Here is a 25,699-nt window from a genome sequence, read left to right on the forward strand (position 1 = left end):
TTAAATTTCACAGTACAAAGGAACAACTTTATAAAATAAAATCCTCTATAAACCCCATCGATACATGTCGATCGACTTATAGATATTTATCGATAAATATAATATTCTGATATAATGAAGTGATGAACTTTCTTAAAAAATTACAGCTTATGGTGGGTTTTGATAAGGTCAACAAGCTCTACCATATTTTCGATCTTTAATTTTTCAAAAATATTTTTTTTGATTGTGCTTACTGTATTTTGTTTGATATTCAGACTGTTTGAAATTTCCAGGTTTCCATATCCTTCAGCATAGAGTTCTGCAATCTGCAGTTCTCTTTTGGTTAAAATGCTGAGAGGGCTTATAAGATCCGGATTGTAAACAAACTGTACCAAAAGATTGCGTAAAAGATCAGAAAAATATTCTCCCTTTTCGATAAAGGTTGTTACAGCCTCCCTCACCTCTTCTTCTTCACTCAGTTTGCTCAGGTAACCGTTAGCACCGGCTTTAATAAATTTAAGTCCGTGCAGATCCTCTTCAAGTCCCGTAAAAATTAAAATTTTAATATCAGGATTTATACTTTTCATCTGAGGAATAATATGAAGACTGTTTCCGTCCGGGAAATGAGCATCAATAATCGCCATCTCTATTCCTTTTGATTCAACCAGTTCCAATACCTGATGTAAAGATGAAGTCTGGTATACCTTCGCGTCAGGAACAATATCACTGATAACAATTTCCATTCCCTGGCGCACAATGCTGTGATCGTCTGCCAGCAGGAATATAATCTCTTTATTTTGAATTGATGTTTCCATTAGTATTACTATTTAAATTGATCCTGAATGTCACTTTCGTTCCTTTGTGCAGTTTACTTTCAACCGATATATCACCATCGAAAAGCTCTACAATTTCTTTTACCAGATTAAGGCCAAGCCCTGCTCCCAGGTTATCTACTTCATCAGACACCATTCCCTGATAATACGGATCAAAAATTTTACCAAGATCAGATTCTGATATTCCCACTCCGGTATCTCCTACTGTTGTAATCAGGGTGATTTTATTTTCTCCGGCGGGTTCTGTAGCCATTACAAGATCAATCTGACCGTTTTCCGTAAACTTGTTGGCATTTCCGAGGATATTCATAAAAATCTGATTGATTCTGATATTATCCGAATATACCATTATATCTTCAGGAATTCTGTCCGTTACCACAAATCTGTTGTTTCTGGTTTCCAGATAAGGGGTAATTACCTTTACGATAGAACTTATCTCGTTCTTAAGGTTGAAAACTGATTTTATAAGTTCTTTTTCAGCATTTTCATTTTTGGTGTACTCCAGAATCTGATTAGACTGCAGAAGCAAAGTACTGTTCGTAAACTTGATCGATTTAAGATAATCCCTGATCGTTTCATCCTCTGTGGTTCTGTGGATTTTATCTATGAAAATATTGATGATTTTTAACGGCGACCGCAGATCATGGCTCAGCATACCAAGAATCCTGTTTTTGAAATTAAGATTCTTTTTAATCTCTTTATTCGCAGCATTAAGTTTTTGTTCATAGATAAATGCTACTCTTGTAAAATACATGATCAGAATAGATACAATAAACATAAGGATCATCAATCCCAATACCAGATAAGTCCTTATCCTGTTATTGTTTGAGTTCTGCTCGTTATACTCTTTTTCCAGCTGGGCTTTAAAATCGTTGATTGCATTTTCATACACCTCTATCAGCCCGTTGCTATACACCAGCAGCTTACTGAAATTGCTGTAAAACTGTAAGCTGTTTTTCTGATTCCGAGCTGCCAGGAGCTGTACTTTTTTCACTTCGGCAGCGTAATGCTTATCCATAGACTTTAATGTATTGTCCATTTTGGATTTTACCTGGGAAAGATCCAGCGTTTTGTTGTTGGTCATCGTAATTACCGTACTTTCCTTCTGTACATCCACCTTCCCTGTTACAGCATCTTTTAAACGTCCGAAAAAGCCTTTCTTTTTAATGGTATCGGCATAGGTACGGGTTTGAATTTTGAAATCTTCAAAATCATTTTTATACTTGGCAGGTTCATACTGCTTATCTTCAATATTGGCAGGCGGGTTCAGGGAAGTCTGGTACACTGAATCTATCAGTGTTTTCAGTTTTGCAGCTTTCACCGTATCCTGGCGATGAAGGGCCAGCATCTTTTTCAGTCCCGGACTGGTATTTTCATATTCCCCTATTTTGTCAAAATTCAATTTCAGCTTTCTCAGAGACTGGAAATACAACTGCAGCTCTTTATTATCCTGAGTAGCCATATATTTCTGGAGATGCTCCTGGGCTTCCAGGAAATCTTTCCTTGAATGATCTGTCAAACCACCCAGGGCACGGCTTTCTTCCAGCTGATCTTTAATAAACTTCAGCTTTTTCCCGTTGACAATTTCGTTATAAAAAAATATGGCAATAATGACCTGTATCAGCAGAATACAAAGGATCAATGAGTAATGAACAAGTTTTCTCAATTTAAAATTTAAGAATTTATATTTCATATTTGTTTATCAGTTAAATTAATTTCCTGACTACATAAGTTCATGAGATATTAGCCTATAACAATATACCATTATTTTCAATAATTTCATAATGCCGGTATATTATCCAATTGGCAAAGTTAAAGTAATTTTTGTCTTCTTATAATAATGAATATCTGATAAAACTCCGGGAAATTAATTTTTTTTACTATTAAAACGTCTTACAGACATTAAGTTTTATTCACGTAAATCTGTTTTTTTAAAGCAATTGTAAAAGTTAGAGCCTCTATAAAATATTCCAAATCTGTTGATTTATTTTATCTGATGAATAGTATCTGCATTACATCCGGAAACAATGGACAGCTTCTACAGGTTGAAAGGTTTTCTTTCAAGTTAAAAAAACTGTAACCCATAATATATCATACAGAATGTTAAACAATTGATATACAGCATAATACACAAAGCTCTGGAATAATCCGGAGCTTTGTATAAAATACAGACAGGAAGGTTTTACCATTTTGAAGGCTATTAGTTTTTGAGCCTTAAGGATGACATCGGCTTAACGGTTTTCTTCCTGTCTGAAGTCAAATTGATCACTTTACTTTATTTAACCAGAAGTTTTTTAGTTTCTACTCTTCCGTTTTGTGTAATAACTTTTGCAATAACTACCTGTTTGTTTAATCCTCAACCGGGTACAGAGAATATGTTGGCATTACAAAGCTGTAGATTTACAAAAGTTAAAAACTACAAGCAGAATTGGTCTTAATTTTTTTTCATCATAAAATCTTGGCCAAATTTATTGTGCTGAGAATGCTTGTAACAACTCAATAAGGGAAAGAATATTGAATTTATTCCACAGATGAGATGAAAGAAAATAATTTTCTGACATTCTTAGCTAAAAACACCATTATCAACTGTAAATGAGTACAATAAAATCAATATCATATAGAATAATTTCAGTATTCATTTCATTATATTAAGAATTTTTATGAAAATTATTTTAAATTTAACATCATAAATGAATTGATAAAATAATGCCCAAAAGTTCCCTGATATCTTTTTTACTGTTACTTTTTATTACGCATCAACTTTCCGCCCAGATTCAGGATATCAGAAAGAAAGAAAAACTGATTATGAATCAATATGACCAGATTGAATATAATGATGTGGGAAAGATTGCCAATATGGATGATATCCAGAAAATGGTTAACAAATCCAGAGAAATTAAGTTCAGAGCAGGTGAAATAAGAGGGCTAGTACTTTTACAGCGAAATGCATTGAGAAGAGATAACTACAGCCTCTCGGAAAAGTATGGGGATGAAGCGGAAAAATTAGCCCTTATGGAAAATGACAACTATTCCCTGAGCCATATTCAGCTTAATAAAGCTTGTGTAGCCATAGATCTGGGGTTATATTCTGATGCTAAAACGATTCTTGAGAACACAACTTATGGTGATAATATTACGAATAAGGCCGATAAAAATATTTATTTTTCCAATTCCTATATGCTTCTTGCCGGATTATATTCCAGAATGGAGCAAAAGGATTCAATGTTGTATTATACTAAAAAAAGTCTGGATGTTATCGAAAGAACTCCTGTTAATCAACTGACTCAATATCAGAAAGTAAGATATTATTACCTTGAAATATTTCAGCTGATGAATTTAGGAATTGCTTATGCTTATCATCCGAAAAACCCAAGAATAGACCTTGCTGAAAAGTATTTTCAGAGAGCCCTGCAATATTCTGTTACATATCCTCAATACTTTAAGCTTTGTGATATAGAAGTTTATGAATCTTTAGGCTGGTTTTATTTTACAAAAAAAGAGTACCAGAAAAGCATCGATTTCTGTATGAAAGTACTGGAACTGGAAAAGGTAAAGAAAAAACCTGAACACAGACTGGGTGCCTATGAAGGAATTAAGGATGCATATAGCGCTTTAGGAAACTCTGCGGAAGAACTTAAATATTTAAAACTCTATACTGATCTGAGTGACAGCATCAAAAATGCGCAGAAAATAATGGTTATCAATCAGTCTAAAAATAAAATCAATACATTCCGTGATGTATATAATGAAAACAGGCTGACGGTCATTTTCTCTGCTGCAGGTGTTATCCTTCTTATTATCATGGTCTCATGGTATTACAATAAAAAGAAAGAACGTGAGCATCGTAAAAAATATGATGAACTTATCCATGAACTTCATCAAAAGAGCCTGGAAGCATCGGATGAAAATACAGGTAATGAAAATAATCATGAAGAACTGGATATAAAAGACCCTATGGCTTCAGGTCTCTCCACAGAAACTGAGAAAAAACTGCTGAAAAAGCTGGAAGCATTCGAAAATTCAGAAAAGTTCCTTAAAAAGGGGATCAATATCGGTTACCTGTCCAATATTCTCAATACAAACCCAAAATATCTGTCAGAAATTATCAAAAACAATAAGGCTCAGAACTTTAATGCTTACATCAATAAATTAAGAATCAATTATATTGTTTACAAACTATACAACAATCCTAAATACAGAGAATATAAGATAAGCTATCTCGCAGAAGAAAGCGGATATGCCTCTTCACAGGTATTTGTAATTGCATTCAAAAAAGAAAAGGGAGTGACACCTTCTTACTTTATCAACCAATTGAGTGAGCCTGTTCATCATTAAATTAAAAAACACATACAGCCTCATTAAAATCTATAAACACAAATCTTAAATAACCACTAAAAAAATTTTAAACATGAGTAAAAAGATTCTCACAATCTTTGGATTGTTGTTTTGTTCCCTGTTTTTCTCTCAGGTTAAAACCCCGGTTACCGGAGGAAGTGCCCACATTCCTCCTTCAGCAGCAAAATTAACGGATACCGATGGTGACGGAATTATGGATGATGAAGACCGGGATGATGATAATGATGGTATTCCTGATGCTTTAGAATGTCCGGGGCAGTTTTTCTGGACCGGCCCCATTACATTTTCTGCAATAGATAATAAAGTGGCAACCGGAACTATCAACGGAGTTAATTACACATATACCTCCAGCCAGCCTTTAAGCTCAACAGGAAATCTATATGCCCATTCTAATTTTCCTGCTTCCTATGGGGTTCCCAATAACAATCCTACGATCAGAAATATCCAGGTCACCACCAATACGCTCACTTTCTCATCTCCTATGACAGATCCGGTATTGGTTTTTTCCTCTATCGGAAGTTCCTCAATAGCTGTTCCCATTATCTTCAGCAATCCAATAGAAATTATCTGGGCTTCCGGCGGAAATACTGTAACGGTAAATTCACCTACTCAGATTACAGGAATTGAGGGCTATGTTATTCTAAGAATACCTGGCGTTTACAATAGTATTTCCTTTAATTATACCGTAGCAGAAAATTATGCCAACTTTACTTTTGGGGCTACTCTCCCATTACCCTGTGATTATGATGGCGATGGTATTCCTAACCATCTTGATCTTGATTCGGATAACGACGGATGTCTGGATGCGGTGGAAGGTGATGAAAATGTCTCTTCTGGTCAACTGGTAACAGCTAACGGAACAGCAGGCGTAGGACCGGGATCCATAGCCCAGAATAAAAATCTCTGCGCAACTTCTTCCTGCATCGATTTTCAGGGGGTTCCTCTTATTGTCAATTCAGGAGGAGCCGCTGATATAGGTAATGACCAGGGACAGGGACTTGGAAGCTCTCAAAATAGTAATGCATGCAGCAGCTGCTATAAACCGGGAGTCTTAGGCGGGACTGCTCTTGATACTAAAATGGGAATAACAGCTTTGGGAAGGGCTGGAAGTGGTAATCCCGATAACTGGCCCATGGTAAGAAAAGGAGGATGGGTAGCACTGGAAGCCAAGACGAAAGGTTTTGTTTTGAACCGGGTTCCTTTCAATGCATCAGGAAACCCTGTAGGGATCTCTCCTTCTGACTTCGTAGAGGGAATGACGGTATATGATACAACAAACAGCTGCCTGAAACTGTACACGACCAATGACAGCGGAGCAACATACGGATGGCATTGTATCAACATTCAGACGTGCCCCGATCAATAGTATGAATTAAACCATCTAAAATCATTCACTTTAAAAACTTTAACAATGAAAAAGATAATCACCCTCATTATTCTATTTCTTTTCAGCCATTACAATGCATAGGTTGCTATTGGTAAAACTACAATGACCAACCCGTCCGTTTCTCTTGAATTTCCTGATGGTAACAGAGGAATCATCCTTCCATGGGTTACATCTGCTGCTGCCGTTTCCGGAGCCGTAGACGGCACAATCATTTATGATATCAGTGATAAAAAAGTAAAATACCGTAAATCAGGAATCTGGACAGATCTGAGTATAGATACTACAGGTGCTGTAAATACTGCGTTGCAGAATACAAAAACAGAATCTATAAACGCCAAAGTAGCAATTGGAAATAACAGCAGTACAGATGCCACTCCGGGGATTTTAGTGTTAACTGATGATAATAAATCTATGGTGCTTCCCAAGATGGATAATCCACACTTAAATATTATCAGTCCGGCCGCCGGAACAATTGCTTATGACACCGCTAATCATCAGCTTGCGGTCTTCAACGGAACAGTATGGTCTTTCTGGAAACCCTAGTTTTATAAAGATTATCTTCAGAATAAAACGGAAGCCTGTCTATCAGAATGACAGGCTTTTTCATTATATAAAATTCAGTTTTCCTCTCCTGTAGTTTTCAAGGAAGATCGCTGATTATATTCTTATTCCGTATCACCATCATTAGTTTTTTCTATTTTTCTGATGGAATCCTGAGATGATATTTTCCTAACTTTTCAGTTTTAAATGAAACAAAGAATATCCCAGACAATTCATTTGGTTATCCAAGATATTCAAATCAATAACAGCAAAACAGCTTTATCATCATTATGACAGACAAAAATTTTAATCCTCAGAGAGGCTTTATATTCAGCAAACATGTGCCGGAGGAATTATCACATTTTGACCGGGTCTTTGATGTGTTCAAAGATTTGCTTACCCACACTTCCGGAGACATTGAAGAAGCCTTCGAGTGGCTTGATATGCTTGACCAGGAATATGATATTTTCAGTGATGAATATACCCTTCAGGATTTTGAAGAAGATCTGAAAAAAAGAGGCTATATCAGGGAAGATGATCCCGAAGAGGGAAATACAGGAAGCGGAAAAGGTAAAAATATATTAACACCAAAACTGGAGGCAGCCCTTCGTGAATATGCCCTGGATCAGATTTTCGGAAAACTGAAGAAAAACGGAGCCGGAAATCACCGCACCAGCAAAACAGGAATCGGAGATGAACGCGATGGTGAAAACCGATCGTATCAATATGGAGATGACCTGGCAGCAGTGAACATGACTGAAAGCTTAAAAAATGCCCAGATCAATAACGGTATCTCAGACCTTCGCCTTACTGAAGATGACCTCATCGTAGAGGAAACCAAACATAAGGCACAGATGAGTACTGTTCTGATGATCGACATCAGCCACTCCATGATTTTATACGGTGAAGACCGCATCACCCCGGCCAAAAAAGTAGCCATGGCACTTGTGGAGCTGATTAAGCGTAAATACCCTAAAGATTCCATCGATATTATAGTATTCGGAAACGAAGCCTGGCCTATTAAGATCAAAGACCTTCCCTATCTGAAAGTAGGGCCTTATCATACCAATACGGTAGCAGGCCTTGAGCTGGCAATGGATATTCTCCGCAGAAAAAGAAATACCAACAAACAGATTTTTATGATCACCGACGGTAAACCGAGCTGTATTCAGCTGCCCAGCGGGGAGTTTTATATGAATAGTTTTGGGTTGGATGAAAGGATTGTTAACCAATGCCTCAACAGGGCGGCGCAGGCCAGAAAACTTAAAATTCCTATCACAACCTTCATGATTGCGCAGGATCCTTATCTCCGTCAGTTTGTAGAGGAATTTACCGCTCAGAATAAAGGGAAAGCTTTTCTGACAGGACTTTCAGGCCTAGGACAAATGATTTTTGAAGATTATGAGAAAAACAGAATAAGAAGAATATAAAAAAACAGAATTCTCTTAAAACATTACATAAAATCTTACAAGATAATTAGTATTACAAGACAATGAAAAACGATATTATATTCAAAGAATTAAAAGACTCCGGTTACACCCATAAAACAATTAATGAGGAGATCCAGGCCAACCTGATTGCCAGGATTAAAGCTAAGGAACCTGTATTTGAAGGCCTTTGGGGCTATGAGGATACTGTTGTTCCACAATTGAAAAAAGCTATTCTTGCAGGCCACCACATCAATTTACTTGGACTGCGCGGACAGGCAAAAACAAGAATCGCAAGAAGTATGGTCAACCTGCTTGATGAATATATGCCTGTTGTAAAAGGATCAGAAATCAATGACAGCCCGTTTCATCCGATTTCAAAATATGCCAGGGATCTTATTGAGGAGCTTGGCGATGATACTCCGATTTCCTGGGTACACCGCTCTCACCGTTTCTATGAAAAACTGGCCACTCCGGATGTGAATGTTGCTGATTTAATCGGAGATATAGACCCAATAAAAGCAGCTACTTTAAAACTGCCTTATTCTGACGAACGTGTTTTACATTACGGAATGATCCCACGTGCCAACCGTTCTATCTTCGTTCTGAATGAGCTGCCGGATCTGCAGGCAAGAATCCAGGTTTCCCTGTTTAATATTTTACAGGAAGGAGATATTCAGATCCGTGGTTTCCAGTTGAGAATGCCTCTTGATATTCAGTTTGTATTCACAGCCAATCCGGAAGATTATACCAACAGAGGAAGTATTGTAACTCCGTTGAAAGACAGAATCGGGTCCCAGATTTTCACCCATTATCCAAAAACAATTGCCCTAGCCCGCCAGATTACGGAACAGGAGGCATTGATTTCTGCACAAGATAAAGCACAGATACAAATTCCAGATCTGGCTAAAGATCTTTTGGAGGAAGTTGCTTTTGCAGCCCGTATCAGTGAATATGTAGATGCAAAAAGCGGTGTCAGTGCCCGTCTGACAATCAGTGCTATGGAAAATTTAGTTGCAGCAGCTAAATTACGGCTGATTGAATCCGGTGAAGAGAAAACTACCGTCCGCCTGCTTGATTTCATGTCAATTATCCCATCTATTACAGGAAAAATTGAACTCGTGTATGAAGGTGAACAGGAAGGTGCCGATTATGTAGCCAAAATGCTGATCGACAAAGCTGTGATGACACAGTTTGAAAGCATATTCCCACGCATTTCCAAACTGGAAAAAGAAGGAATCAAAACACCATACACCGACCTGATCAGGTGGTTCAATAAAAATCACCTGGAACTTAATTACAATGATACGGATGAAGAATTCTATGCTAAACTTGATAAAATAGAACCTTTGGTAACCGTTGTTGAAGAAAATGCTTCCGAACTGAGTGCTGAAGACCAGAATTTCTGTAAAGAGCTTGTGCTGTGGGCACTAACCATCAGCAATAAAATCGACAAATCTGAAAGCCAGAATACTTTCACATTTGATTCTCCCGGAATCGGTCAGTTTTTACGCAATTAAAAATAAATATTTGACACATTTAAAATAAAACCTTCAGCCTGCGGCTGAAGGTTTTATTTGTTCACAAAATTGAAAGTTATTCATCAAAAAATACCGTAAATTTGCCCTGTTCATCTCATTAAGGATGGTTTTCTATTTTAAATATTATGAAAAAAACAGCAGTTTCTTTATTGGCCCTTCTTCTGAATATTGTTTGTCAGGCCCAGAATTTTGATGTGATTCCCTTAGGGATATATGGTGGAGAGCAGGAAGATAATTTATCAGCTTATCTGGTAGGTGCACCTAAAGACAATGCATTTTTATGCCTTGATGCAGGTACCGTCAATGCAGGAATCCGAAAAGCGATTCAATTGAAAAGCCTAGACGGAACTACAGAAACAGTTCTGAAGGATCAGATAAAAGGATATTTCGTCTCACATGGTCACCTGGATCACCTGTCTGGTCTTATCATCAATTCTCCGGCTGATTCTAAAAAGGATATTTTCGCTATACCTCCGGTAATTCAGATTTTGCAGAATCATTATTTCATTACAGATACCTGGATTAATTTTGCTGATCAAGGTCAGAAACCAATCCTTGGAAAGTATCATTACAATGAGCTTCAGGAAGGAACCGAAATTCCGGCACCTAAAACACCGTTTTTTATAACAGGCTACGAGTTAAGCCATGTGAACCCTTACAAAAGCAGTGCTGCACTGGTAAGAAGAGATGATCACTACCTTCTTTATCTGGGAGATACCGGTGCTGACCGTATCGAAAAGTCTGACCGCCTTGACAACCTATGGAAGACTATAGCTCCTCTTGTTAAAAAAAGACAGTTAAACACCATATTAATTGAAGTTTCTTTTCCTAACAGCCAGCCGGAGCATCTGCTCTTTGGGCACCTTACTCCTAACCTATTGATAGAGGAACTGAGTAAACTGAAAGAAAGGACAGGACAAAACAGCCTTGAGAACCTCAGCATCGTTGTTACTCACAGAAAACCTACCGGAGATAATCCCGAACTTATCAAAAAAGAATTATTACAAAACAATCCTTTAAAAATAAATTATATCTTCCCTGAACAGGGTAAAAAGATAAGTTTACCATAAGAACCAATTGAAAGATGAAGTATATTACTGCTTCATCTTTATTTTTACAATCTGAAATTCAATCAGTTAAAATAATTTTTTAAAATTAAAATCTTTCTTTCATTGTTTTACGAATTTAACATCGTAATATTGCAATATAAAATAAAAATAATGGGAGTTACTAAAACTGACATTTACACGCAAGAACAGAATAAGCTGGCTTCGCTTCTAAAAGTTTTGGGGCATCCGGCGAGGATAGCCATCTTACAATACATTATCAATCAGAAAGCATGTATTTGTAATGATCTCGTTGAAGAACTTGGACTGGCACAGGCTACTATCTCACAACATTTAAAGGAATTAAAGAACATTGATATTATCAAAGGTTCCATTGAAGGGAAATCCGTATGCTATTGCATTAATGAAAGCACCTGGAAAAAATTTCAAAATGAATTTAATCTGTTCTTTAATCAGGATGTCACAATAAAGCAATGCTGTTAAGCATTTTTTTACACTTCAACATCGTAATATTGCAATATATAATTATAAAATCAATACATTTAATCTCTAAAAATACCTATTATGAAATTATCAGAAATTAAAGAAATTCTACCTACTCTCAAAAGTGTTGAATTTCAATTGGAAAATGGAACTTTTGTACCTGAACATTTCCATATAACGGAGATTGGTCAGATTATAAAAAAGTTCATCGATTGCGGAGGTGTGATCCGGAATGAAAAAGCAGTAAACTTTCAGTTATGGAATGCCAATGACTACGAACACCGTCTTAAGCCGGGAAAACTGCTTCACATTATACAGCTTTCAGAAGAAAAATTAGATATAGAAGATTCGGAAATTGAAGTAGAATATCAGGGTGAAACCATCGGTAAATATGATTTGGAATTCAACGGGAGAAATTTTATCCTTAAAAATAAAACTACAGCGTGCCTTGCACAGGAAGCTTGTGGAATCCCATCTGAAAAACAAAAGAAAAACCTGTCTGAACTATCTGTAAACCCAACATCGGCCTGCACTCCGGGATCAGGATGCTGCTAATTAATTTTATTAGAAACTTATGTATCAGAAATTATTAAATACGGTTCAATCTCTGAAATGGGAAAAGACAGATACTGACAGAAAAGACGTTCTGGAGCCACTAATCAGCTTTATCCAGCAAAAAGTGGATGATAGAAAGGAAGTCAACCTGAATTTTATCTGCACCCACAATTCACGACGGAGTCATCTGGCACAGATCTGGGCACAGACAGCTGCTTCTTTCTTTGCGATTCCGGAAGTTCATTGCTATTCCGGAGGAACGGAAACAACGGCATTATTCCCTAAGATTGCGGCAACTTTAACCGATCAGGGGTTTACAGTTTTCAGTGTTTCTGATACAACCAACCCTGTATATGCTGTAAAATATGATGATAACAGTCTTCCAATAATTGGTTTTTCAAAGAAATACGACAGCCTGTTCAATCCTGTATCCGGTTTTGCTGCGATAATGACATGTTCACAGGCAGATGGCGAATGCCCCTTTATTCCTGGTGCTGAAAAAAGAATCCCCATTACATTTGAAGATCCAAAAATCTCAGACAATACTCCAGATCAAACAGCGGTTTATGCTGAAAGAAGTTTACAGATTGCTGAAGAAATATTCTATGTGTTTTCAAAAATCAAAAAATAATCATGCAGGTATCATTGAGATCAAATTCTTTATCATAGGTATACTATTCCCATTTTGTATATTTGAATACCTATAACAACCATCATTTTGGAAAATATTATCAATCATTTTAAAAAGTACCTACCCCTTAATAACGAAGAAATACAGGCTTTGAAAGACCGCGTAACGGAAAGGAAAATTAAACGCAGACAGTTTCTTTTGCAGGAAGGGGATATATGTAAATATTTCACGTATGTACAAAGCGGGTGCTTCAAAATGTATGGTGTAGATGATAAAGGTGTGGAGCACAATCTTGTTTTTGCGGCTGAAGATGACTGGATTTCAGACATTGGCAGCCTACATAAGGAAATCCCTTCCAAATTGTTTATCGAAGCAATTGAGCCATCAGTGGTTCTGCAGATTTCCAAAGGAGATTTGTGGTATATGTATACCAATTATCCAAAATTTGACAGAAACTTTCGAGTAATCATTGAAAATAAATATATTGAACTTCAGGACCGGCTGCTTCAAACGTTTAGCACAACTGCCCTGGACAGATATGAAAGCTTCATCAGCCAGTATCCTCATCTGGCCAACAGGCTACCCAATACACAAATTGCTTCATATCTAGGAGTTACTGCCGAGTTTCTGAGCAAAATAAAGAATGACAGGTTAAAAAAATAACTTATACCCTTAATCTAGTTTAAGGGTATTTCTTAAGATACCTTATAGGTGGCAAATAGCAGTTCATTGCAACTTTGTAATGTCAATATTGACAAACAATTTAAAAAACAGAGTAATGAACACAAACAATTCAACAACAAAAGTTGCCGTTATAGGCTTAGGAAACATAGGTAAAGCTATTGCTGCCAATCTTGTAAAAGGCGGTCATCCGGTTATTGTATCGTCAAGAGAAATCGAAAAAGCAAAAGGTTTTGCAGGAGAACTGGGTGAACTTGCCGATGCAGAGGAAATATCTGCCGCTATCCATCATGCAGATGTGATTATTCCGGCAATTTATTTTGACAAGATTAAAGAATTTGTAAAACAGTATGCCGAAGAGCTGAAAGGAAAGATCATTGTGGATGTCTCAAACCCTATTGCACCGGATGGAAACGGGGGTTTTAAAAAGATTATTGATAAAGACACCTCAGCTGGTCAGACACTTTCATCTTTAATACCTAAAGAGACACATTTCATCAAAGCTTTCGGAACATTAGGAGCCGCCTCCTTGTCGGGATCTGCATTTTCAGAACCTGAAAGAAAAGTTCTTTTCTACGCTTCAGACAGTATTAACAGTAATAAAGCTATTGAAGAACTCATTATTGACAGTGGTTTTGAACCTTTACACATAGGCAGTATCAGCCAGTCTATCCGTATTGAAGTATTTGGTGACCTTCATGAGTTTGGCGGATTGGGTAAACCTGTATCCATTAAAGAGGCTAAAAACGCTCTTAATCAGCACAAAGAATAAAACCAGCCATTATGAAAACAGTTATCATAACGGCAGTATTGCTATTCAGTGTAACAGCCTGCCAGAAAGATATAAAGCAAAAAAAAGACAATTCTGCAATCCCAAATTCAACAGCAATGGAAAACCCAACAACAAAGACAGGAATAGAAAAATCATTACATATTTACTTTGATGCACTGAACCAATCAAATGCAGAACAGGCAGTTGGCCAGTATACCTCGGACGGAATTTTTATGCCAGCCGGACTGCCAACAGCTTCCGGAACATCAGAACTTACAACGGCCTATAAAAATATATTCCAGGCAATTCAGCTTAATGTAAATTTTAAAATCGAAGAAATCGTAACACTTGACGATAATACCGCATTTGTCCGTACACAATCAAACGGAACGCAATTAATACATGCCAATGGCCAAAAAACTGAAGAGCTTAACAGAGAGTTCTTCCTGATGAAAAATGAAAATGGTGCCTGGAAGATTTCACGGTATATGTTCAATCAAACCAGATAATCAGGAATGTCTGTATATCCTTAATTATATATAAGTTTAAGTTTTAAGTCATATTTTGATTTTCCCATAAAAAAGCTCCTAAAATATCTGGTTTTAGGAGCTTTTAATCGATTGGTATCAATTCTTAACCAGTTTATAATTTCCACTGTCTTTATCTTTGCTTATGGTGTAGCCGTCAGACAGTTCAAGGGTCCAGCCATCCCCCGATATTTTTTTATTTTCAGTTTTCACCGGATTTGATATTGAAATTTTATCCCAATTCGGACTCATTAATGCCCCGTTTTCCACCGTCAGGATGCCCCATAAATCTGTAACCCTGATATTGGGATATACGGTCCCTTTATCTTCCAGCGGGACAATATTTCTTGGATCAAACGAAACATTCATCTTCTCAAATCTGATTTCAAAATGAGGCTGTTGAATAAATTTCAGCTTATACTCAGCAATAAGCTTTTGAGTTCGCTCTTCTCTTTCTGCTTCTTCTTTAATAATTGTTTTGCCATTATAATCATCATATAATTTCTCAACTGCTTTCTGCAGATCCGTCGGAATTGTAATATTGAATGCTTTAATGAAATAACCGGTCAGATCTGTTTCTGCCTCAATTTTTTTGTTCCAGCCTTTATCTTTATTATACAAAAGATATCCATAAACAGGGGTCGTATGATAAGCAAAGGATCTTACAAAGGTGGGATTTTTCATAAAATCATCTATCCCGTTCAAAAGAGATGATTTTGCATCCACTTTATTTCTGCCGCTCACAACAAGTCCTGTAAACTCGGCAACTCCTTCGTTCAGTTCCAGTAAATTTTCTGCAGCCTCTGAACCTTTATAAAGCGTATTCCTGTATTTTCTAAAAGTAAATGCACTGGTGAGATGCTGCTTTAATTCTTTTTCTGAAGATGAGCGGACTGCCCGTTTCAGTGCCTCTAACTCTAACCGAAGATAGACTCTCCCATCTTTTTGATCAAGATGATTATTCTCCACATTATTGAGCGTAAATCCTAATAAAGGCTGGATCCTGTGAAATGATTCATGGGCCAGCAGATTTATTCTGTTTTGCCGGTTTTGAGAAAGAGGCAGCATGATCATCGCCCATTTTTTTCCACTCCAGTTGACAGCAGTATTGGCAATGTTAATGTTAGGGGGCAGAATTCCGGAAAAAATATTTCCGTTTTGTTTCAAAATCCCTTCTGCATCTTGCTCATTGGCAAAAACTTCTCTGGTCTTCGGATTTATTAAAATTGTGGGACCATATAAATCTTTGTCCCAAAGCCTGATATTCTTCGTTGAAGCGGTTTTTAACTCATCGAAAAACACAGCAAGGCTGTCATGAGAAATCATTTGCTTTTGCCCTTTTACACCAAAGGATGATAAAAAAAATAAAGCTGTAATAAAAGTCTGCCTCATGATTAGTTTTTAAGATGTACCTGCTATGGAAGTATATTTAACTCCATATTCAGTTTCTTTCTGATTACGAATATACCTGAAATAAAGACAATATAAACATTTTATTCAGGATTATTTATATCAGAGATAGGTATATAAATCAATAAATCTGACTGGTAATTCTCATTACCTAGTATAAAAAAGCCTGCAGATAGCAGGCTTTTACAACGAATTTAAAATTCAAAATCAAATAAAAATCAAAGATTTTTTTAAAACTTTAGTGAACTTCCCAGCAGTCTTTCTTTAAACTTAAAATCAACTTAAGTGTTAAAGTGACTTTTGTGGCTGGAAACTTCAATATAACTTTTGGTAGTGAGAATTTTAATGAAAACCGAGGGTTGTTTTTACTAAAATTCTTTTCTCATTTAAATATGAATATGATAATGTCTTGTGTGTTTTTAGAATCTGTAAAATGATCATTTTTCAAGGCGATTTGTCTTCCGGGTAGTATAACCGCTTTACAGTCCTAATTTCTTTTTGATGGCATCCATTTCTGTTTCCAGCTTTTTAATCTTAGCTTTTTGCAGTTCTATTTCAGCCTGCTGCTCCTGAATAGCTTTTGTAAGTGCAGGAACAAGTGAAGCATAATCAACAGCCCAGGCTTCTTTTGTGTCATCTTTTGGTTTATAAACCGCTTCAGGAATCACTTTATAAAGATCCTGTGCCAGAAATCCGATTTTATGCTGCGTTTTCTGGCCTGGATTTACAGCAGGTTTTCCTTCTTTAATCTGATTATTGGCAGACAGTTCATATTGCTTCGGCTGCAATACCATGATGGTACTCAGACCATATCCTATTTCTTTAACCTGGGTTTTCAGACGCATATCCGAAGTATTGACAAACCCTCCGGCAGCACTCACCTGTCCGTTACCGTCAATAGTTACTTTAGTACTGCCATTGTAGCTGTATTTGAATCCTTCTGCACCAAGATAAATCTGGGTAACGGAACCATTCAGTGTATTATATCCGCTTAAATCAAGATGCCCTTTTGTAGCGGCAACTTTATTTCCACCAACACCTCCTGTTTCCGGCCTGTTCATATTGATATCCCCATTGCCATCGATGTCAAGCATGCTGCTTGTATTATTGCCATAATAATATCTAAAACCTGTAGTCCCCAACGTTACCTGAGAAAATGCAGCACTGTTGCTGTTCCCTTTTAAAGTAAGAAGGCCGTTGTAGGCATTAACAGCATTCCCGGCAGCACCAAAAGCTGTAATATCTCCATCACCATTGAAGTTGAGTTTTCTGTCTCCGTTATAAAGATAATCACCACCGTTCAGCTGGCTCAGCCTGAACTGTGCCACATTATTATTCCCGGCAACAGTTAAAGGACCTCCCACACTATTGATGGTTGACGCATTGGCTCCACCGTCCGTAGTTTTTGTAGAAGAGTTCAGAAACATGTTCAGAGAACTGCCTGTATCGTTGGTAAACTGTAACAGTGCTGCTGCATTGGTTCCCGGGTTGCTGTTACTGATTGCCGTAAGTCCGAAGCCGTCAACATTACTTCTGAAATATAAAGCCTTATCTGCATAATCAATTGCTGTATTCTGCAAAAGTGTACCCCCAAGTCTCACATCATTACCTACAGTGCTAAGTCCGTTACTTGCTGTTACATTAGCTGTCACGGCAGAATTGTTTCCGGATATTTCCCATGTGGAAGCCGCCCCTGTAAGGCCGGTACTGATCAGCTGCAAACTTTGGTTAGGACCTACAGTAACGCTGGCATTACCATTAATGGTTTCTGTAGCTGCAGGATTTACTGTAATGGTAAAAGCCGTGTTATTCTTAATGGTATACATACGGCCTTTGAAATTACCTGTACCCGTTATCGCGGCTGGCAATGTAAAAACGGCATTGGCTGTTCCGTTATACGAAATATGAAAATCTCCGGAGGTCATGGTATAAGCTGCAGAGGTTACTGCGCTGTACTTTGCGGCCAGAGAGCCGTTAACGTCAAGGGTTGATCCGGGCTGGGCTGTGTTGATTCCCACACTTTGCGCTGACATAATGCTGTATGAAAGCAATGCTGCCGCTACTGATAATGTAGTAAAGTTTTTAAACATTCTTATATAATTATGAGTTTTTAATGAAGTGAAGAAATCGTATGAAAACTGTTAGAGATCTGATTTGTGATCCGGATCAGTTAGAATAAAGTTTCATACGTTGCCGGGTTTTGTCAACAGAATGAAATTGGAATAACCTCTTTCTGAAAGATTTAAATGAAGAAAATCATGGTCATATTTTTTCATTGTTTTCTGCTTTTGATAGTACAAAACTAAATTTTCCTAAACCTTTTCCGAAAAAACACCTGTAAGAAAATATCCACGTGCATGTGGAAAAATTATTACAAATTAAATGGGAATAAATCATTACTATTTTATATAAAAGATTTGAATCTCAAATTATTCTATTCCTGATCTATTCAGAATATTGAGGTTGTTTAAACTTTTATATTCATTATTTAACCACAAAAGTCACAGAAGGTTTAATTTAAAATACTTAAGTAAGTTTAAAATGATACTGCAGAAAAGTTCACAAGATAAAAATCAGAGATTTTCACAAAACTTAGGTTTACTTATTACGCATAAGACTTAGTTCTGAAAACTTAAATGTTTAAAACTTTTGTGACTTTTGTAGTTGGGTAAAGTTTAAACAACTTTATTGAGAAAACACTGCTGACCGGAAGCTTTTTCCCGGAAATAGATTACCTTTATACGGAATGAAATTTTTATTATAATGAAGTTAGAATTATATCAGATCGATTCTTTTACGGAAGATATCTTTCATGGAAATCCTGCATGCGTTGCCCCACTGGAAAACTGGTTACCCGATGAATTACTTTTAAAAATAGCCCGCGAAAACGCTGTAGCGGAAACCGCTTTCTTTATCGATAAAGGAAATAATACCATTCAGCTGAGATGGTTTACCCCTGAGGTAGAGATGGATTTGTGCGGACATGCTACCCTTGCTACAGCCCATTGCCTGATTTCTATTTTAAATTATCCAAACAATACTATCATTTTTGATACCAAAAGCGGCGACCTAACAGTACATGTAAAAGATGGAATTTACTATATGGACTTCCCTTCCAGAATGCCTGAGCCGGCCTCACTTCCGGATATCATAACGAGATCTCTGAATATACAGCCTAAAGAAGTCTTCCAATCAAGAGACTATGTGCTGGTATATGATTCTGAAGAAGATATAAAAAATATCAAAATTGAAAGATCTGTTTTTGACCTTATCAATCTGGATCCGGGCGGTGTCGTGGTAACATCAGCTGGAACCGACTGTGATTTTGTATCAAGATACTTTACCCCACAGTCAACCATTCTTGAAGATCCGGTAACCGGCTCTGCACACTGCTCGCTCATCCCGTTCTGGGCAGCAAAACTGGGAAAAGATAAGCTTTTTGCCCGACAACTATCTGAAAGAGGCGGCCAGCTCTTTTGTGAAAACAACAATGAAAGAGTGATTGTGGCAGGAAAAGCCAAAACTTATTCTGCGGGACACCTGTGGATTGAATAAGAACATCAATACATATAAAGCCTTGAATCAGGTGATTCAAGGCTTTTTTGTTGATTTTACCGGTAATCTTTTTGAAAAGAATAGATCTCTCAATGAATTTCAACAAGGGATCTCTTGAAATTGCCATATTAAGTTACAGACATCCAAACAGTCTGTTTTCAGAAACATTGTTATATTTGAACGATATTAATAACCATCTGTTAATTTTAAAAATGAAAATCATCATTACTCTTTTCCTTTTTATCTCCGGAATTTTGTTTTCTCAAAATCAAAGATTTGTCTACGAATATTCATTTAAGATGGATACGTTAAACAAGGATAAAGTAGAAAAGGAAATCATGAATCTTGATATCACCAAAGAAGGTTCCTATTTTTACAGTGCATTGCTGATTACGCGTGATTCTCTTGTCAATGCTGAAGTTGAAAAAGGAAAGGCTTCAAATTCCATTAACATTGATTTTAGAAAGATCAGACATCCGAAAGTCAATTTCAGGATTTCCAAAACATATCCCGGCCTGGCAACAGTATATCACACTTCACTTAACGCCAGCAATGTTGCAGTAAAAGAGCTGAATAAAATGACCTGGACGGTTCATCCTGAAACAAAAAATATCGAAGGTTTTAAAGCTCAGAAAGCTACTATGCATTTCGGAGGAAGAAACTGGACTGCCTGGTTCACGAATGATATTCAGATACAGGACGGACCTTATAAATTTTGTGGTTTGCCAGGTCTGATCTTACAGATTGTAGACGAAGAAGAAACTCATATCTTCAATCTGGCTGGGAGTATGAAGATCAACGACAGCTTTTCACTTATAGATGCAAAAACAGCAGAAATATTCCTGACAAAGGAAAAATTCAACAAGCTTTGGAATGAATACATACAAGATCCTGCTAAAAATATCAAACTCATGCACAGCACTTCCGGAATGTCAGAAACAATATTATTTGATTCAAATACAGGAAATCCCCTGAGCAAACAAGAGTTAATAAGGAACAAAGAAACACGTGCAAAAGAGTTTCTGAAACGATTTAATAATTTTATAGAAAAGGATTTGTATAAATAATTCCGGTATTCAGTTTTTCTTTACTAAACATCAGGAATTCCTTCAATAATTTTATATGTACTAAGATCTGCCCAGCATCTTCCTGGTTACAAATTCTCTGAAGAAATAGTCCCTGTATATATTTCCAATAGGGATTTCACTTTCTCTAATGTAAATGGTATTATTATCTAAAGAGTTTATATGTAAGGAATTAACGATATATGATTTGCTCACCCTTACAAATATGTTTCTGGGTAATTGATCCTGAATCGTTTTAATATTCATGGCTGTAATGATCTTTTGATTCTCCGTATGTAAAATTACATAGTCTTTCAGTCCCTGGATAAAAAGAATATCTTTAAAATGGAGCTTAAACATTTTCCGTTCTGCCCGTACAAACAAATAATCATCCGTACTGGTCTCTATATCTGAAATACTGCGATCTATTTTCATCAGTCTGGAATAGCTTCCTGCCTTTTCCACCGCTTTTTGAAAACGTTCCAGCCTGACAGGCTTTATAAGATAATCCACCGCATCCACCTCATAACTGTCTACTGCAAATTCAGAGAAAGCAGTGGTAAACACAACAAGTGTTTCTTTGGGAATAGAATTTGAAAACTCAATACCATTGATGCCGGGCATCTGAATGTCCAGAAAAACAAGGTCTACCGTATCAGGATTATTCTTTAGAAATATTCCGGCAGATTCCGCACCGTTAAACGTACCCAGCAGATATAAATCCTTGGTTTCATCTATAAGCATCTTAATGGCTTCTCTTGCCAGAGGTTCATCATCTACAATTATACATTTCATATTTCAGGATTTAAAAATAAAATTACCATTTTTCCACTTCATTTAAATAATAAAATAATCGTGTGTGGCACTGTATTTTTCCTTTTCATTCACGCTGAGAAAAAAGCAGGCCTCATCAATTCCTTCCCTGAAGCGCTTCATCATAAGATCAGAGAAAGGTTTTTCCCTGACAGTCCCGTCCATGCTGATAAATGAGTCAGATTGCGGCACGAAGATTACAAACGTATCTTCAGGAATGGTATAAATAAATTCGATGCTGTCAAAATCATACATCTGAATGTCAAAAAACAGGATATCAACACAATGCTCTACCATATATGCAGACGCTTGATCAAATACTTGAAAAGCAGACAGAAAATGCAGGTGATCCGACTCCAGTATTAATTTTTTGATTCCCTTTTCTGTCAGTAAATCCTGAGTTACAATAATACAATTCATAATTTAATGGATAAATAGACTGTAAAGGTTTCAACATCATTTATAATTTTTAATGAATGGTTGGAATAATAGTTCAAGTCTTCGTCTAATATTGGCCAGCCCCAAACCTCCGGAATAAGGAACGGCCCTATGCTGCGGCTTTGAATTGATACACTGAAAAATCAGTTCATCATCTTTCACTTCAAAAAAAACATTCACATACGATGACCTTGCAGCATCATTATTATGCTTTACAGCATTTTCGACAAATGAAATGAATAATAACGGAGGAACAAGCACACCACTTATGTTGCCTTCTTTCGAAAGAATAAAATTAAACGTATCACGTCTTATCTTTTCCAGATTCAGAAAATCTTCCAGAAAATGAATGTCCGATGTCAGCAGGACCTTTTCTCTTGTACTGTCGTACAGCTGGTAGCGTAACAAATCACTTAATCTCAACAAAACCTGTGAAGCTCTTTCGGGGTCTTTCTTAGTAAGAACATTGGCACTATTAAGCATATTGAAAAGAAAATGCGGATTGATCTGGTTTTTCAGCTGCTCCAGCTCGGAAGAAGTTCTGGACTTTTCAAGCTCAAAAATCAGTTGCTTATCCAGTATCCATTTCTGAAATAATTTTATAGAAGTAGAAGCAGCAAAGAGCACTAAGATAAGGGCCGAAAAAAGGAGGATATTCAGGCCGTCATCGGAAGCAGTCCGTCCAAAATAGGCTAACAGCACTTTTGCTGAAATAACAATGGCTGCAAGAATTATAAGGACTGCCATGCAATACCATATATATTTATTTTTGAACAAAAGCTTAGGAATCAGAATGTACATATTGCAGTAGAACAGCAGGATGACCAGAATTAAAACGGGGGTGGGTTCTGCAATTTCCGGCCTGCTGTTATACAGTACAATACTTATAAAAAGAAACAGGATCAAATGCCTGATGATTCTGTATCGGGAGGAAATAAAAAACTGGAATATCCTGTTTTCATCCGTTAACTGATTATTTATATCTTGATTCATTGCTTTAAACAATATATTACAAAATTAAATCATAGAACAGGATCAGATGACATATTATACGAAACCTTCTCTTTTGTATACAAAAAATTTAATATTATAGTTCAATTTCTAAAGTTATAAAAAAGCATATTGAATTTTAATCTTTCAAAAACATCTTTTCATCTAATAACCAAACGCTTTGGTATAATTACCAGGCTTCCGGGCTTTCTAAAATGATACTTTCGCTCAAGATTTATAATTAACCGGATCCTAATGAAGAACAAATCATATCTTTCACTTTTTGTATTGATTTCAGCAGCGGCTTTTGGACAGGAAAAAGTGACACTTAGCGGGATCATTGTCAACAAATCGAATAACGAAACCCTTATCGGAGCTGTCATTTCAGTTCCTGAGGCCAATGTCTCAACGGTTACCAACTCCTACGGCTTCTACTCTATCAGCCTTCCTAAAGGTGATTATACGGTCGTGATTAATTACCCGGATTTTGATGTAACCGAAGAAAAAATTCCGGTTACAGAAAGTATGCAGAGAAACTTCAGCATGACGGAAAGCATCCGTACAAAATCAGTAGGAGAAGTAATTGTAAAAGGAAATACTGCCCAAACCAATATCCGGACTCCGGAAATGAGTGTTAACAAACTATCCATTTCTACGATCCGAAAAATGCCTGCGGTAATGGGCGAAGTAGATATCCTGAAATCTATCCTGCTGCTTCCGGGGGTGGCCAATGCCCAGGAAGGCTCCTCCGGATTCAATGTCAGAGGAGGCTCTGTGGACGGAAATCTTGTACTTCTTGATGAGGCAATTGTTTATAATACTTCCCATCTGTTTGGATTTTTCTCTGTTTTCAATTCTGATGTGATTAAAGACCTGAAGCTGTATAAAGGAGGAATTCCTTCCAATTTCGGAGGCCGTATTTCTTCTGTTCTGGATATTTATCAGAAAGAAGGAAATAATAAGGAATTTCATGCTACAGGAGGTATCGGAGCCGTTTCCAGCCGGTTACTGATAGAAGGCCCTGTTGTAAAAGAAAAAAGCTCTTTCGTAATAGCTGGCAGGGCTTCCTATGCACATCTTTTTATGAAACTGGCCAAAAAACCTAACTCAGCTTATTTTTATGATCTGAATGCAAAACTGAATTACAAGTTAAATACCAACAACAGCCTTTATGTATCAGGATATTTTGGGAAAGATGATATGAGCTTCAATAACAGCTTCATGAACGATTATGGCAATACCCTTCTCAATATAAGATGGAATCATATATTTTCTGATCGATTATTTTCCAACGCGTCGGTCATTTACAGCGACTATAATTATGGATTACAGATAAAATTTGCAGGAATCGACTGGAAATCGAATATTAAAAATTACAATTTCAAATATGATTTCAAACATTACCTGTCTGATAAACTGAATCTGAATTATGGACTGAACTCTATTTATTACCGGTTCAATCCGGGAACTATTGCCCCTTTTGGAGAAAATTCAACCATAATGCCGGATCAGATCGCAAAGAAAAATGCGATGGAAAATGCTGTTTATATTAGCGCTGAACAAAAGTTTTCAGATCACCTGTCTGTCATTTACGGCTTACGGTACAGTAATTTTATACGACTGGGAGCACAGCAGGTCAATACTTACACCAATAATGAACCTGTTGTTTACAATCAGCAAATGCAGATCTACGAGGAAGGAACACCTACAGGCAGCATCAGCTACGGGAAGAATAAAAAAATTATTGGTTTTGGCAATCTGGAGCCTCGTTTGGGAATTTCTTATGCTTTGGACGACAACCAGTCTTTTAAAGCCAGCTATAACCGTATGGCCCAATATGTACACCTTATTTCCAATACAGCTTCTGTTTCTCCTTTAGACATCTGGGCTCCCAGCGACAGATATCTGAAGCCTCAGATTCTGGACCAGATCGCATTGGGCTATTTCCGGAATTTCAATAACGGAAAATACTCCCTGGAAATAGAAACTTTTTATAAAAAGATAAAGAATAAAGCCGATTATATTGATGGTGCAGAGCTTATTGCCCATAAAGCAATTGAACAGGTCATGCTGAATGGTGAAGGAAGAGCTTATGGCTTAGAAATTATGGCGAAAAAAAATTCGGGCAGACTGACTGGATGGCTTTCCTATACCCTATCCCGCGCAGAACAGAGAACACCAGGCAGGAATGCAGACGAACCCGGAATCAACAACGGCCAATGGTATCGCGCTAATTATGATAAAACGCATAATTTATCACTGACAGCCGCTTATCAGCTCTCAAAAAAATGGAGTTTTGGAGGAATTTTCACCTATCAGACGGGAAAAGCAGCTACCTATCCCAATGGAAAATACCAGTATCAGGGGATTACCATTGCAAGCTATGGAGAAAGAAACCGAAATTCCGTTCCTGCTTATCATCATTTGGATTTATCCGCAACCTATACTCCAAAGGCAGATAAAATAAGAAAATGGAGGGGGGAATGGATCTTCAGTATTTACAATGTTTATGGGAGAAGCAATGCGGCAGCCGTTAATTTCGGACAGAATCCGGACACCGGAATCAGTGAGGCAAGACAGATATCAATTTTCGGGATAGTCCCGGGTATTACGTATAATTTTAAATTCTAAATCCTGACCGATAAAATCA

At 37.0% G+C, this 25,699-nt stretch carries 22 protein-coding genes; 15 read left to right on the top strand and 7 right to left on the bottom strand.

Features of this window, described 5'->3' with window-relative positions; translation table 11 throughout:
• Nucleotides 1–140: 140 nt before the first annotated feature.
• Nucleotides 141–794: a response regulator gene (locus ACE3RB_RS13585; RefSeq protein ID WP_374464700.1), complete on the bottom strand. Its 654-nt coding sequence runs from the start codon at nucleotides 792–794 to the stop codon at nucleotides 141–143.
• Complete coding sequence (locus ACE3RB_RS13590) at nucleotides 772–2,478, bottom strand: sensor histidine kinase (RefSeq protein WP_374464701.1); 1,707 nt, start codon at nucleotides 2,476–2,478, stop codon at nucleotides 772–774. Before ACE3RB_RS13590 ends, ACE3RB_RS13585 begins: the two co-directional genes overlap by 23 nt.
• 1,040 nt (nucleotides 2,479–3,518) lie before the next feature.
• Between ACE3RB_RS13590 and ACE3RB_RS13595 the strand changes: the two genes are divergently transcribed.
• The 12 genes from ACE3RB_RS13595 to ACE3RB_RS13650 all read left to right on the top strand — a co-directional run bounded on the left by ACE3RB_RS13595 (nucleotide 3,519) and on the right by ACE3RB_RS13650 (nucleotide 14,761).
• Entirely contained in the window at nucleotides 3,519–5,147 is a 1,629-nt protein-coding gene (locus tag ACE3RB_RS13595) for a helix-turn-helix domain-containing protein (protein WP_374464702.1), read from the top strand.
• Between the two features lie 73 nt (nucleotides 5,148–5,220).
• A complete protein-coding gene (locus tag ACE3RB_RS13600) occupies nucleotides 5,221–6,534 on the top strand; it encodes a hypothetical protein (RefSeq protein WP_374464703.1) in 1,314 nt (437 codons plus the stop codon).
• A gap of 123 nt (nucleotides 6,535–6,657) precedes the next feature.
• Nucleotides 6,658–7,098 carry a hypothetical protein gene (locus tag ACE3RB_RS13605; protein WP_374464704.1) on the top strand — a complete coding sequence of 147 codons (441 nt, stop codon included), beginning with the start codon at nucleotides 6,658–6,660 and terminating at the stop codon, nucleotides 7,096–7,098.
• Nucleotides 7,099–7,385: 287 nt separating this feature from the next.
• The gene (locus ACE3RB_RS13610; protein ID WP_374464705.1) at nucleotides 7,386–8,525 is read left to right on the top strand and encodes a VWA domain-containing protein; all 1,140 of its coding nucleotides are present in this window, start codon (nucleotides 7,386–7,388) and stop codon (nucleotides 8,523–8,525) included.
• 62 nt (nucleotides 8,526–8,587) lie between these two features.
• Nucleotides 8,588–10,042, top strand: coding sequence for a sigma 54-interacting transcriptional regulator (locus ACE3RB_RS13615; protein WP_374464706.1), 1,455 nt, complete (start codon nucleotides 8,588–8,590; stop codon nucleotides 10,040–10,042).
• Nucleotides 10,043–10,188: 146 nt separating this feature from the next.
• A complete protein-coding gene (locus tag ACE3RB_RS13620; RefSeq protein WP_374464707.1) occupies nucleotides 10,189–11,133 on the top strand; it encodes a 3',5'-cyclic-nucleotide phosphodiesterase in 945 nt (314 codons plus the stop codon).
• Nucleotides 11,134–11,283: 150 nt separating this feature from the next.
• Nucleotides 11,284–11,613 (top strand): ArsR/SmtB family transcription factor, encoded by a 330-nt coding sequence (locus ACE3RB_RS13625; protein WP_374464708.1) that lies wholly within the window; start codon nucleotides 11,284–11,286, stop codon nucleotides 11,611–11,613.
• Nucleotides 11,614–11,694: 81 nt separating this feature from the next.
• Nucleotides 11,695–12,168: a DUF6428 family protein gene (locus ACE3RB_RS13630; RefSeq protein ID WP_374464709.1), complete on the top strand. Its 474-nt coding sequence runs from the start codon at nucleotides 11,695–11,697 to the stop codon at nucleotides 12,166–12,168.
• Between the two features lie 19 nt (nucleotides 12,169–12,187).
• Entirely contained in the window at nucleotides 12,188–12,799 is a 612-nt protein-coding gene (locus tag ACE3RB_RS13635; RefSeq protein WP_374464710.1) for a low molecular weight phosphatase family protein, read from the top strand.
• Nucleotides 12,800–12,886: 87 nt separating this feature from the next.
• A complete protein-coding gene (locus tag ACE3RB_RS13640; protein WP_374464711.1) occupies nucleotides 12,887–13,462 on the top strand; it encodes a Crp/Fnr family transcriptional regulator in 576 nt (191 codons plus the stop codon).
• Nucleotides 13,463–13,577: 115 nt separating this feature from the next.
• Nucleotides 13,578–14,252, top strand: coding sequence for an NADPH-dependent F420 reductase (locus ACE3RB_RS13645; RefSeq protein ID WP_374464712.1), 675 nt, complete (start codon nucleotides 13,578–13,580; stop codon nucleotides 14,250–14,252).
• 11 nt (nucleotides 14,253–14,263) lie between these two features.
• Nucleotides 14,264–14,761 (top strand): nuclear transport factor 2 family protein, encoded by a 498-nt coding sequence (locus ACE3RB_RS13650; protein ID WP_374464713.1) that lies wholly within the window; start codon nucleotides 14,264–14,266, stop codon nucleotides 14,759–14,761.
• Between the two features lie 117 nt (nucleotides 14,762–14,878).
• Here the strand turns inward: ACE3RB_RS13650 and ACE3RB_RS13655 are convergent, their stop codons facing one another.
• Together ACE3RB_RS13655 and ACE3RB_RS13660 are read right to left on the bottom strand one after the other, a co-directional pair.
• The gene (locus ACE3RB_RS13655) at nucleotides 14,879–16,171 is read right to left on the bottom strand and encodes a hypothetical protein (RefSeq protein ID WP_374464714.1); all 1,293 of its coding nucleotides are present in this window, start codon (nucleotides 16,169–16,171) and stop codon (nucleotides 14,879–14,881) included.
• A 497-nt stretch (nucleotides 16,172–16,668) separates the two neighbouring features.
• Nucleotides 16,669–18,279, bottom strand: coding sequence for a tail fiber domain-containing protein (locus tag ACE3RB_RS13660; RefSeq protein WP_374464715.1), 1,611 nt, complete (start codon nucleotides 18,277–18,279; stop codon nucleotides 16,669–16,671).
• Between the two features lie 673 nt (nucleotides 18,280–18,952).
• On the opposite strand from ACE3RB_RS13660, the gene ACE3RB_RS13665 reads away from it, so the two are divergent.
• Nucleotides 18,953–19,744 carry a PhzF family phenazine biosynthesis protein gene (locus ACE3RB_RS13665; protein WP_374464716.1) on the top strand — a complete coding sequence of 264 codons (792 nt, stop codon included), beginning with the start codon at nucleotides 18,953–18,955 and terminating at the stop codon, nucleotides 19,742–19,744.
• Nucleotides 19,745–19,956: 212 nt separating this feature from the next.
• Nucleotides 19,957–20,811 carry a GLPGLI family protein gene (locus ACE3RB_RS13670; protein ID WP_374464717.1) on the top strand — a complete coding sequence of 285 codons (855 nt, stop codon included), beginning with the start codon at nucleotides 19,957–19,959 and terminating at the stop codon, nucleotides 20,809–20,811.
• A 60-nt stretch (nucleotides 20,812–20,871) separates the two neighbouring features.
• On the opposite strand, the gene ACE3RB_RS13675 is transcribed toward ACE3RB_RS13670, so the two are convergent.
• The 3 genes from ACE3RB_RS13675 to ACE3RB_RS13685 are packed head-to-tail and all read right to left on the bottom strand — an operon-like array spanning nucleotide 20,872 to nucleotide 23,052.
• Nucleotides 20,872–21,603, bottom strand: a complete 732-nt coding sequence (locus tag ACE3RB_RS13675; RefSeq protein WP_374464718.1) for a LytR/AlgR family response regulator transcription factor — start codon at nucleotides 21,601–21,603, stop codon at nucleotides 20,872–20,874.
• 42 nt (nucleotides 21,604–21,645) lie between these two features.
• Nucleotides 21,646–22,041, bottom strand: a complete 396-nt coding sequence (locus tag ACE3RB_RS13680; protein WP_374464719.1) for a hypothetical protein — start codon at nucleotides 22,039–22,041, stop codon at nucleotides 21,646–21,648.
• 36 nt (nucleotides 22,042–22,077) lie between these two features.
• Nucleotides 22,078–23,052 carry a sensor histidine kinase gene (locus tag ACE3RB_RS13685; protein WP_374464720.1) on the bottom strand — a complete coding sequence of 325 codons (975 nt, stop codon included), beginning with the start codon at nucleotides 23,050–23,052 and terminating at the stop codon, nucleotides 22,078–22,080.
• A 252-nt stretch (nucleotides 23,053–23,304) separates the two neighbouring features.
• Between ACE3RB_RS13685 and ACE3RB_RS13690 the strand changes: the two genes are divergently transcribed.
• The gene (locus tag ACE3RB_RS13690) at nucleotides 23,305–25,680 is read left to right on the top strand and encodes a TonB-dependent receptor domain-containing protein (protein ID WP_374464721.1); all 2,376 of its coding nucleotides are present in this window, start codon (nucleotides 23,305–23,307) and stop codon (nucleotides 25,678–25,680) included.
• Nucleotides 25,681–25,699 lie beyond the last annotated feature (19 nt).

Source organism: Chryseobacterium sp. (assembly GCF_041914225.1).
Lineage (GTDB): Bacteria > Bacteroidota > Bacteroidia > Flavobacteriales > Weeksellaceae > Chryseobacterium.

Excerpts from the sequence above, each read along its gene's own strand:
- ACE3RB_RS13585 (WP_374464700.1), bottom strand. The coding sequence starts at position 794 with ATGGAAACATCAATTCAAAATAAAGAGATTATATTCCTGCTGGCAGAC.
- ACE3RB_RS13595 (WP_374464702.1), top strand. The coding sequence starts at position 3,519 with ATGCCCAAAAGTTCCCTGATATCTTTTTTACTGTTACTTTTTATTACG.
- ACE3RB_RS13600 (WP_374464703.1), top strand. The coding sequence starts at position 5,221 with ATGAGTAAAAAGATTCTCACAATCTTTGGATTGTTGTTTTGTTCCCTG.
- ACE3RB_RS13605 (WP_374464704.1), top strand. The coding sequence starts at position 6,658 with ATGACCAACCCGTCCGTTTCTCTTGAATTTCCTGATGGTAACAGAGGA.
- ACE3RB_RS13610 (WP_374464705.1), top strand. The coding sequence starts at position 7,386 with ATGACAGACAAAAATTTTAATCCTCAGAGAGGCTTTATATTCAGCAAA.
- ACE3RB_RS13615 (WP_374464706.1), top strand. The coding sequence starts at position 8,588 with ATGAAAAACGATATTATATTCAAAGAATTAAAAGACTCCGGTTACACC.
- ACE3RB_RS13620 (WP_374464707.1), top strand. The coding sequence starts at position 10,189 with ATGAAAAAAACAGCAGTTTCTTTATTGGCCCTTCTTCTGAATATTGTT.
- ACE3RB_RS13625 (WP_374464708.1), top strand. The coding sequence starts at position 11,284 with ATGGGAGTTACTAAAACTGACATTTACACGCAAGAACAGAATAAGCTG.
- ACE3RB_RS13630 (WP_374464709.1), top strand. The coding sequence starts at position 11,695 with ATGAAATTATCAGAAATTAAAGAAATTCTACCTACTCTCAAAAGTGTT.
- ACE3RB_RS13635 (WP_374464710.1), top strand. The coding sequence starts at position 12,188 with ATGTATCAGAAATTATTAAATACGGTTCAATCTCTGAAATGGGAAAAG.
- ACE3RB_RS13645 (WP_374464712.1), top strand. The coding sequence starts at position 13,578 with ATGAACACAAACAATTCAACAACAAAAGTTGCCGTTATAGGCTTAGGA.
- ACE3RB_RS13650 (WP_374464713.1), top strand. The coding sequence starts at position 14,264 with ATGAAAACAGTTATCATAACGGCAGTATTGCTATTCAGTGTAACAGCC.
- ACE3RB_RS13655 (WP_374464714.1), bottom strand. The coding sequence starts at position 16,171 with ATGAGGCAGACTTTTATTACAGCTTTATTTTTTTTATCATCCTTTGGT.
- ACE3RB_RS13660 (WP_374464715.1), bottom strand. The coding sequence starts at position 18,279 with ATGTTTAAAAACTTTACTACATTATCAGTAGCGGCAGCATTGCTTTCA.
- ACE3RB_RS13665 (WP_374464716.1), top strand. The coding sequence starts at position 18,953 with ATGAAGTTAGAATTATATCAGATCGATTCTTTTACGGAAGATATCTTT.
- ACE3RB_RS13670 (WP_374464717.1), top strand. The coding sequence starts at position 19,957 with ATGAAAATCATCATTACTCTTTTCCTTTTTATCTCCGGAATTTTGTTT.
- ACE3RB_RS13675 (WP_374464718.1), bottom strand. The coding sequence starts at position 21,603 with ATGAAATGTATAATTGTAGATGATGAACCTCTGGCAAGAGAAGCCATT.
- ACE3RB_RS13680 (WP_374464719.1), bottom strand. The coding sequence starts at position 22,041 with ATGAATTGTATTATTGTAACTCAGGATTTACTGACAGAAAAGGGAATC.
- ACE3RB_RS13685 (WP_374464720.1), bottom strand. The coding sequence starts at position 23,052 with ATGAATCAAGATATAAATAATCAGTTAACGGATGAAAACAGGATATTC.
- ACE3RB_RS13690 (WP_374464721.1), top strand. The coding sequence starts at position 23,305 with ATGAAGAACAAATCATATCTTTCACTTTTTGTATTGATTTCAGCAGCG.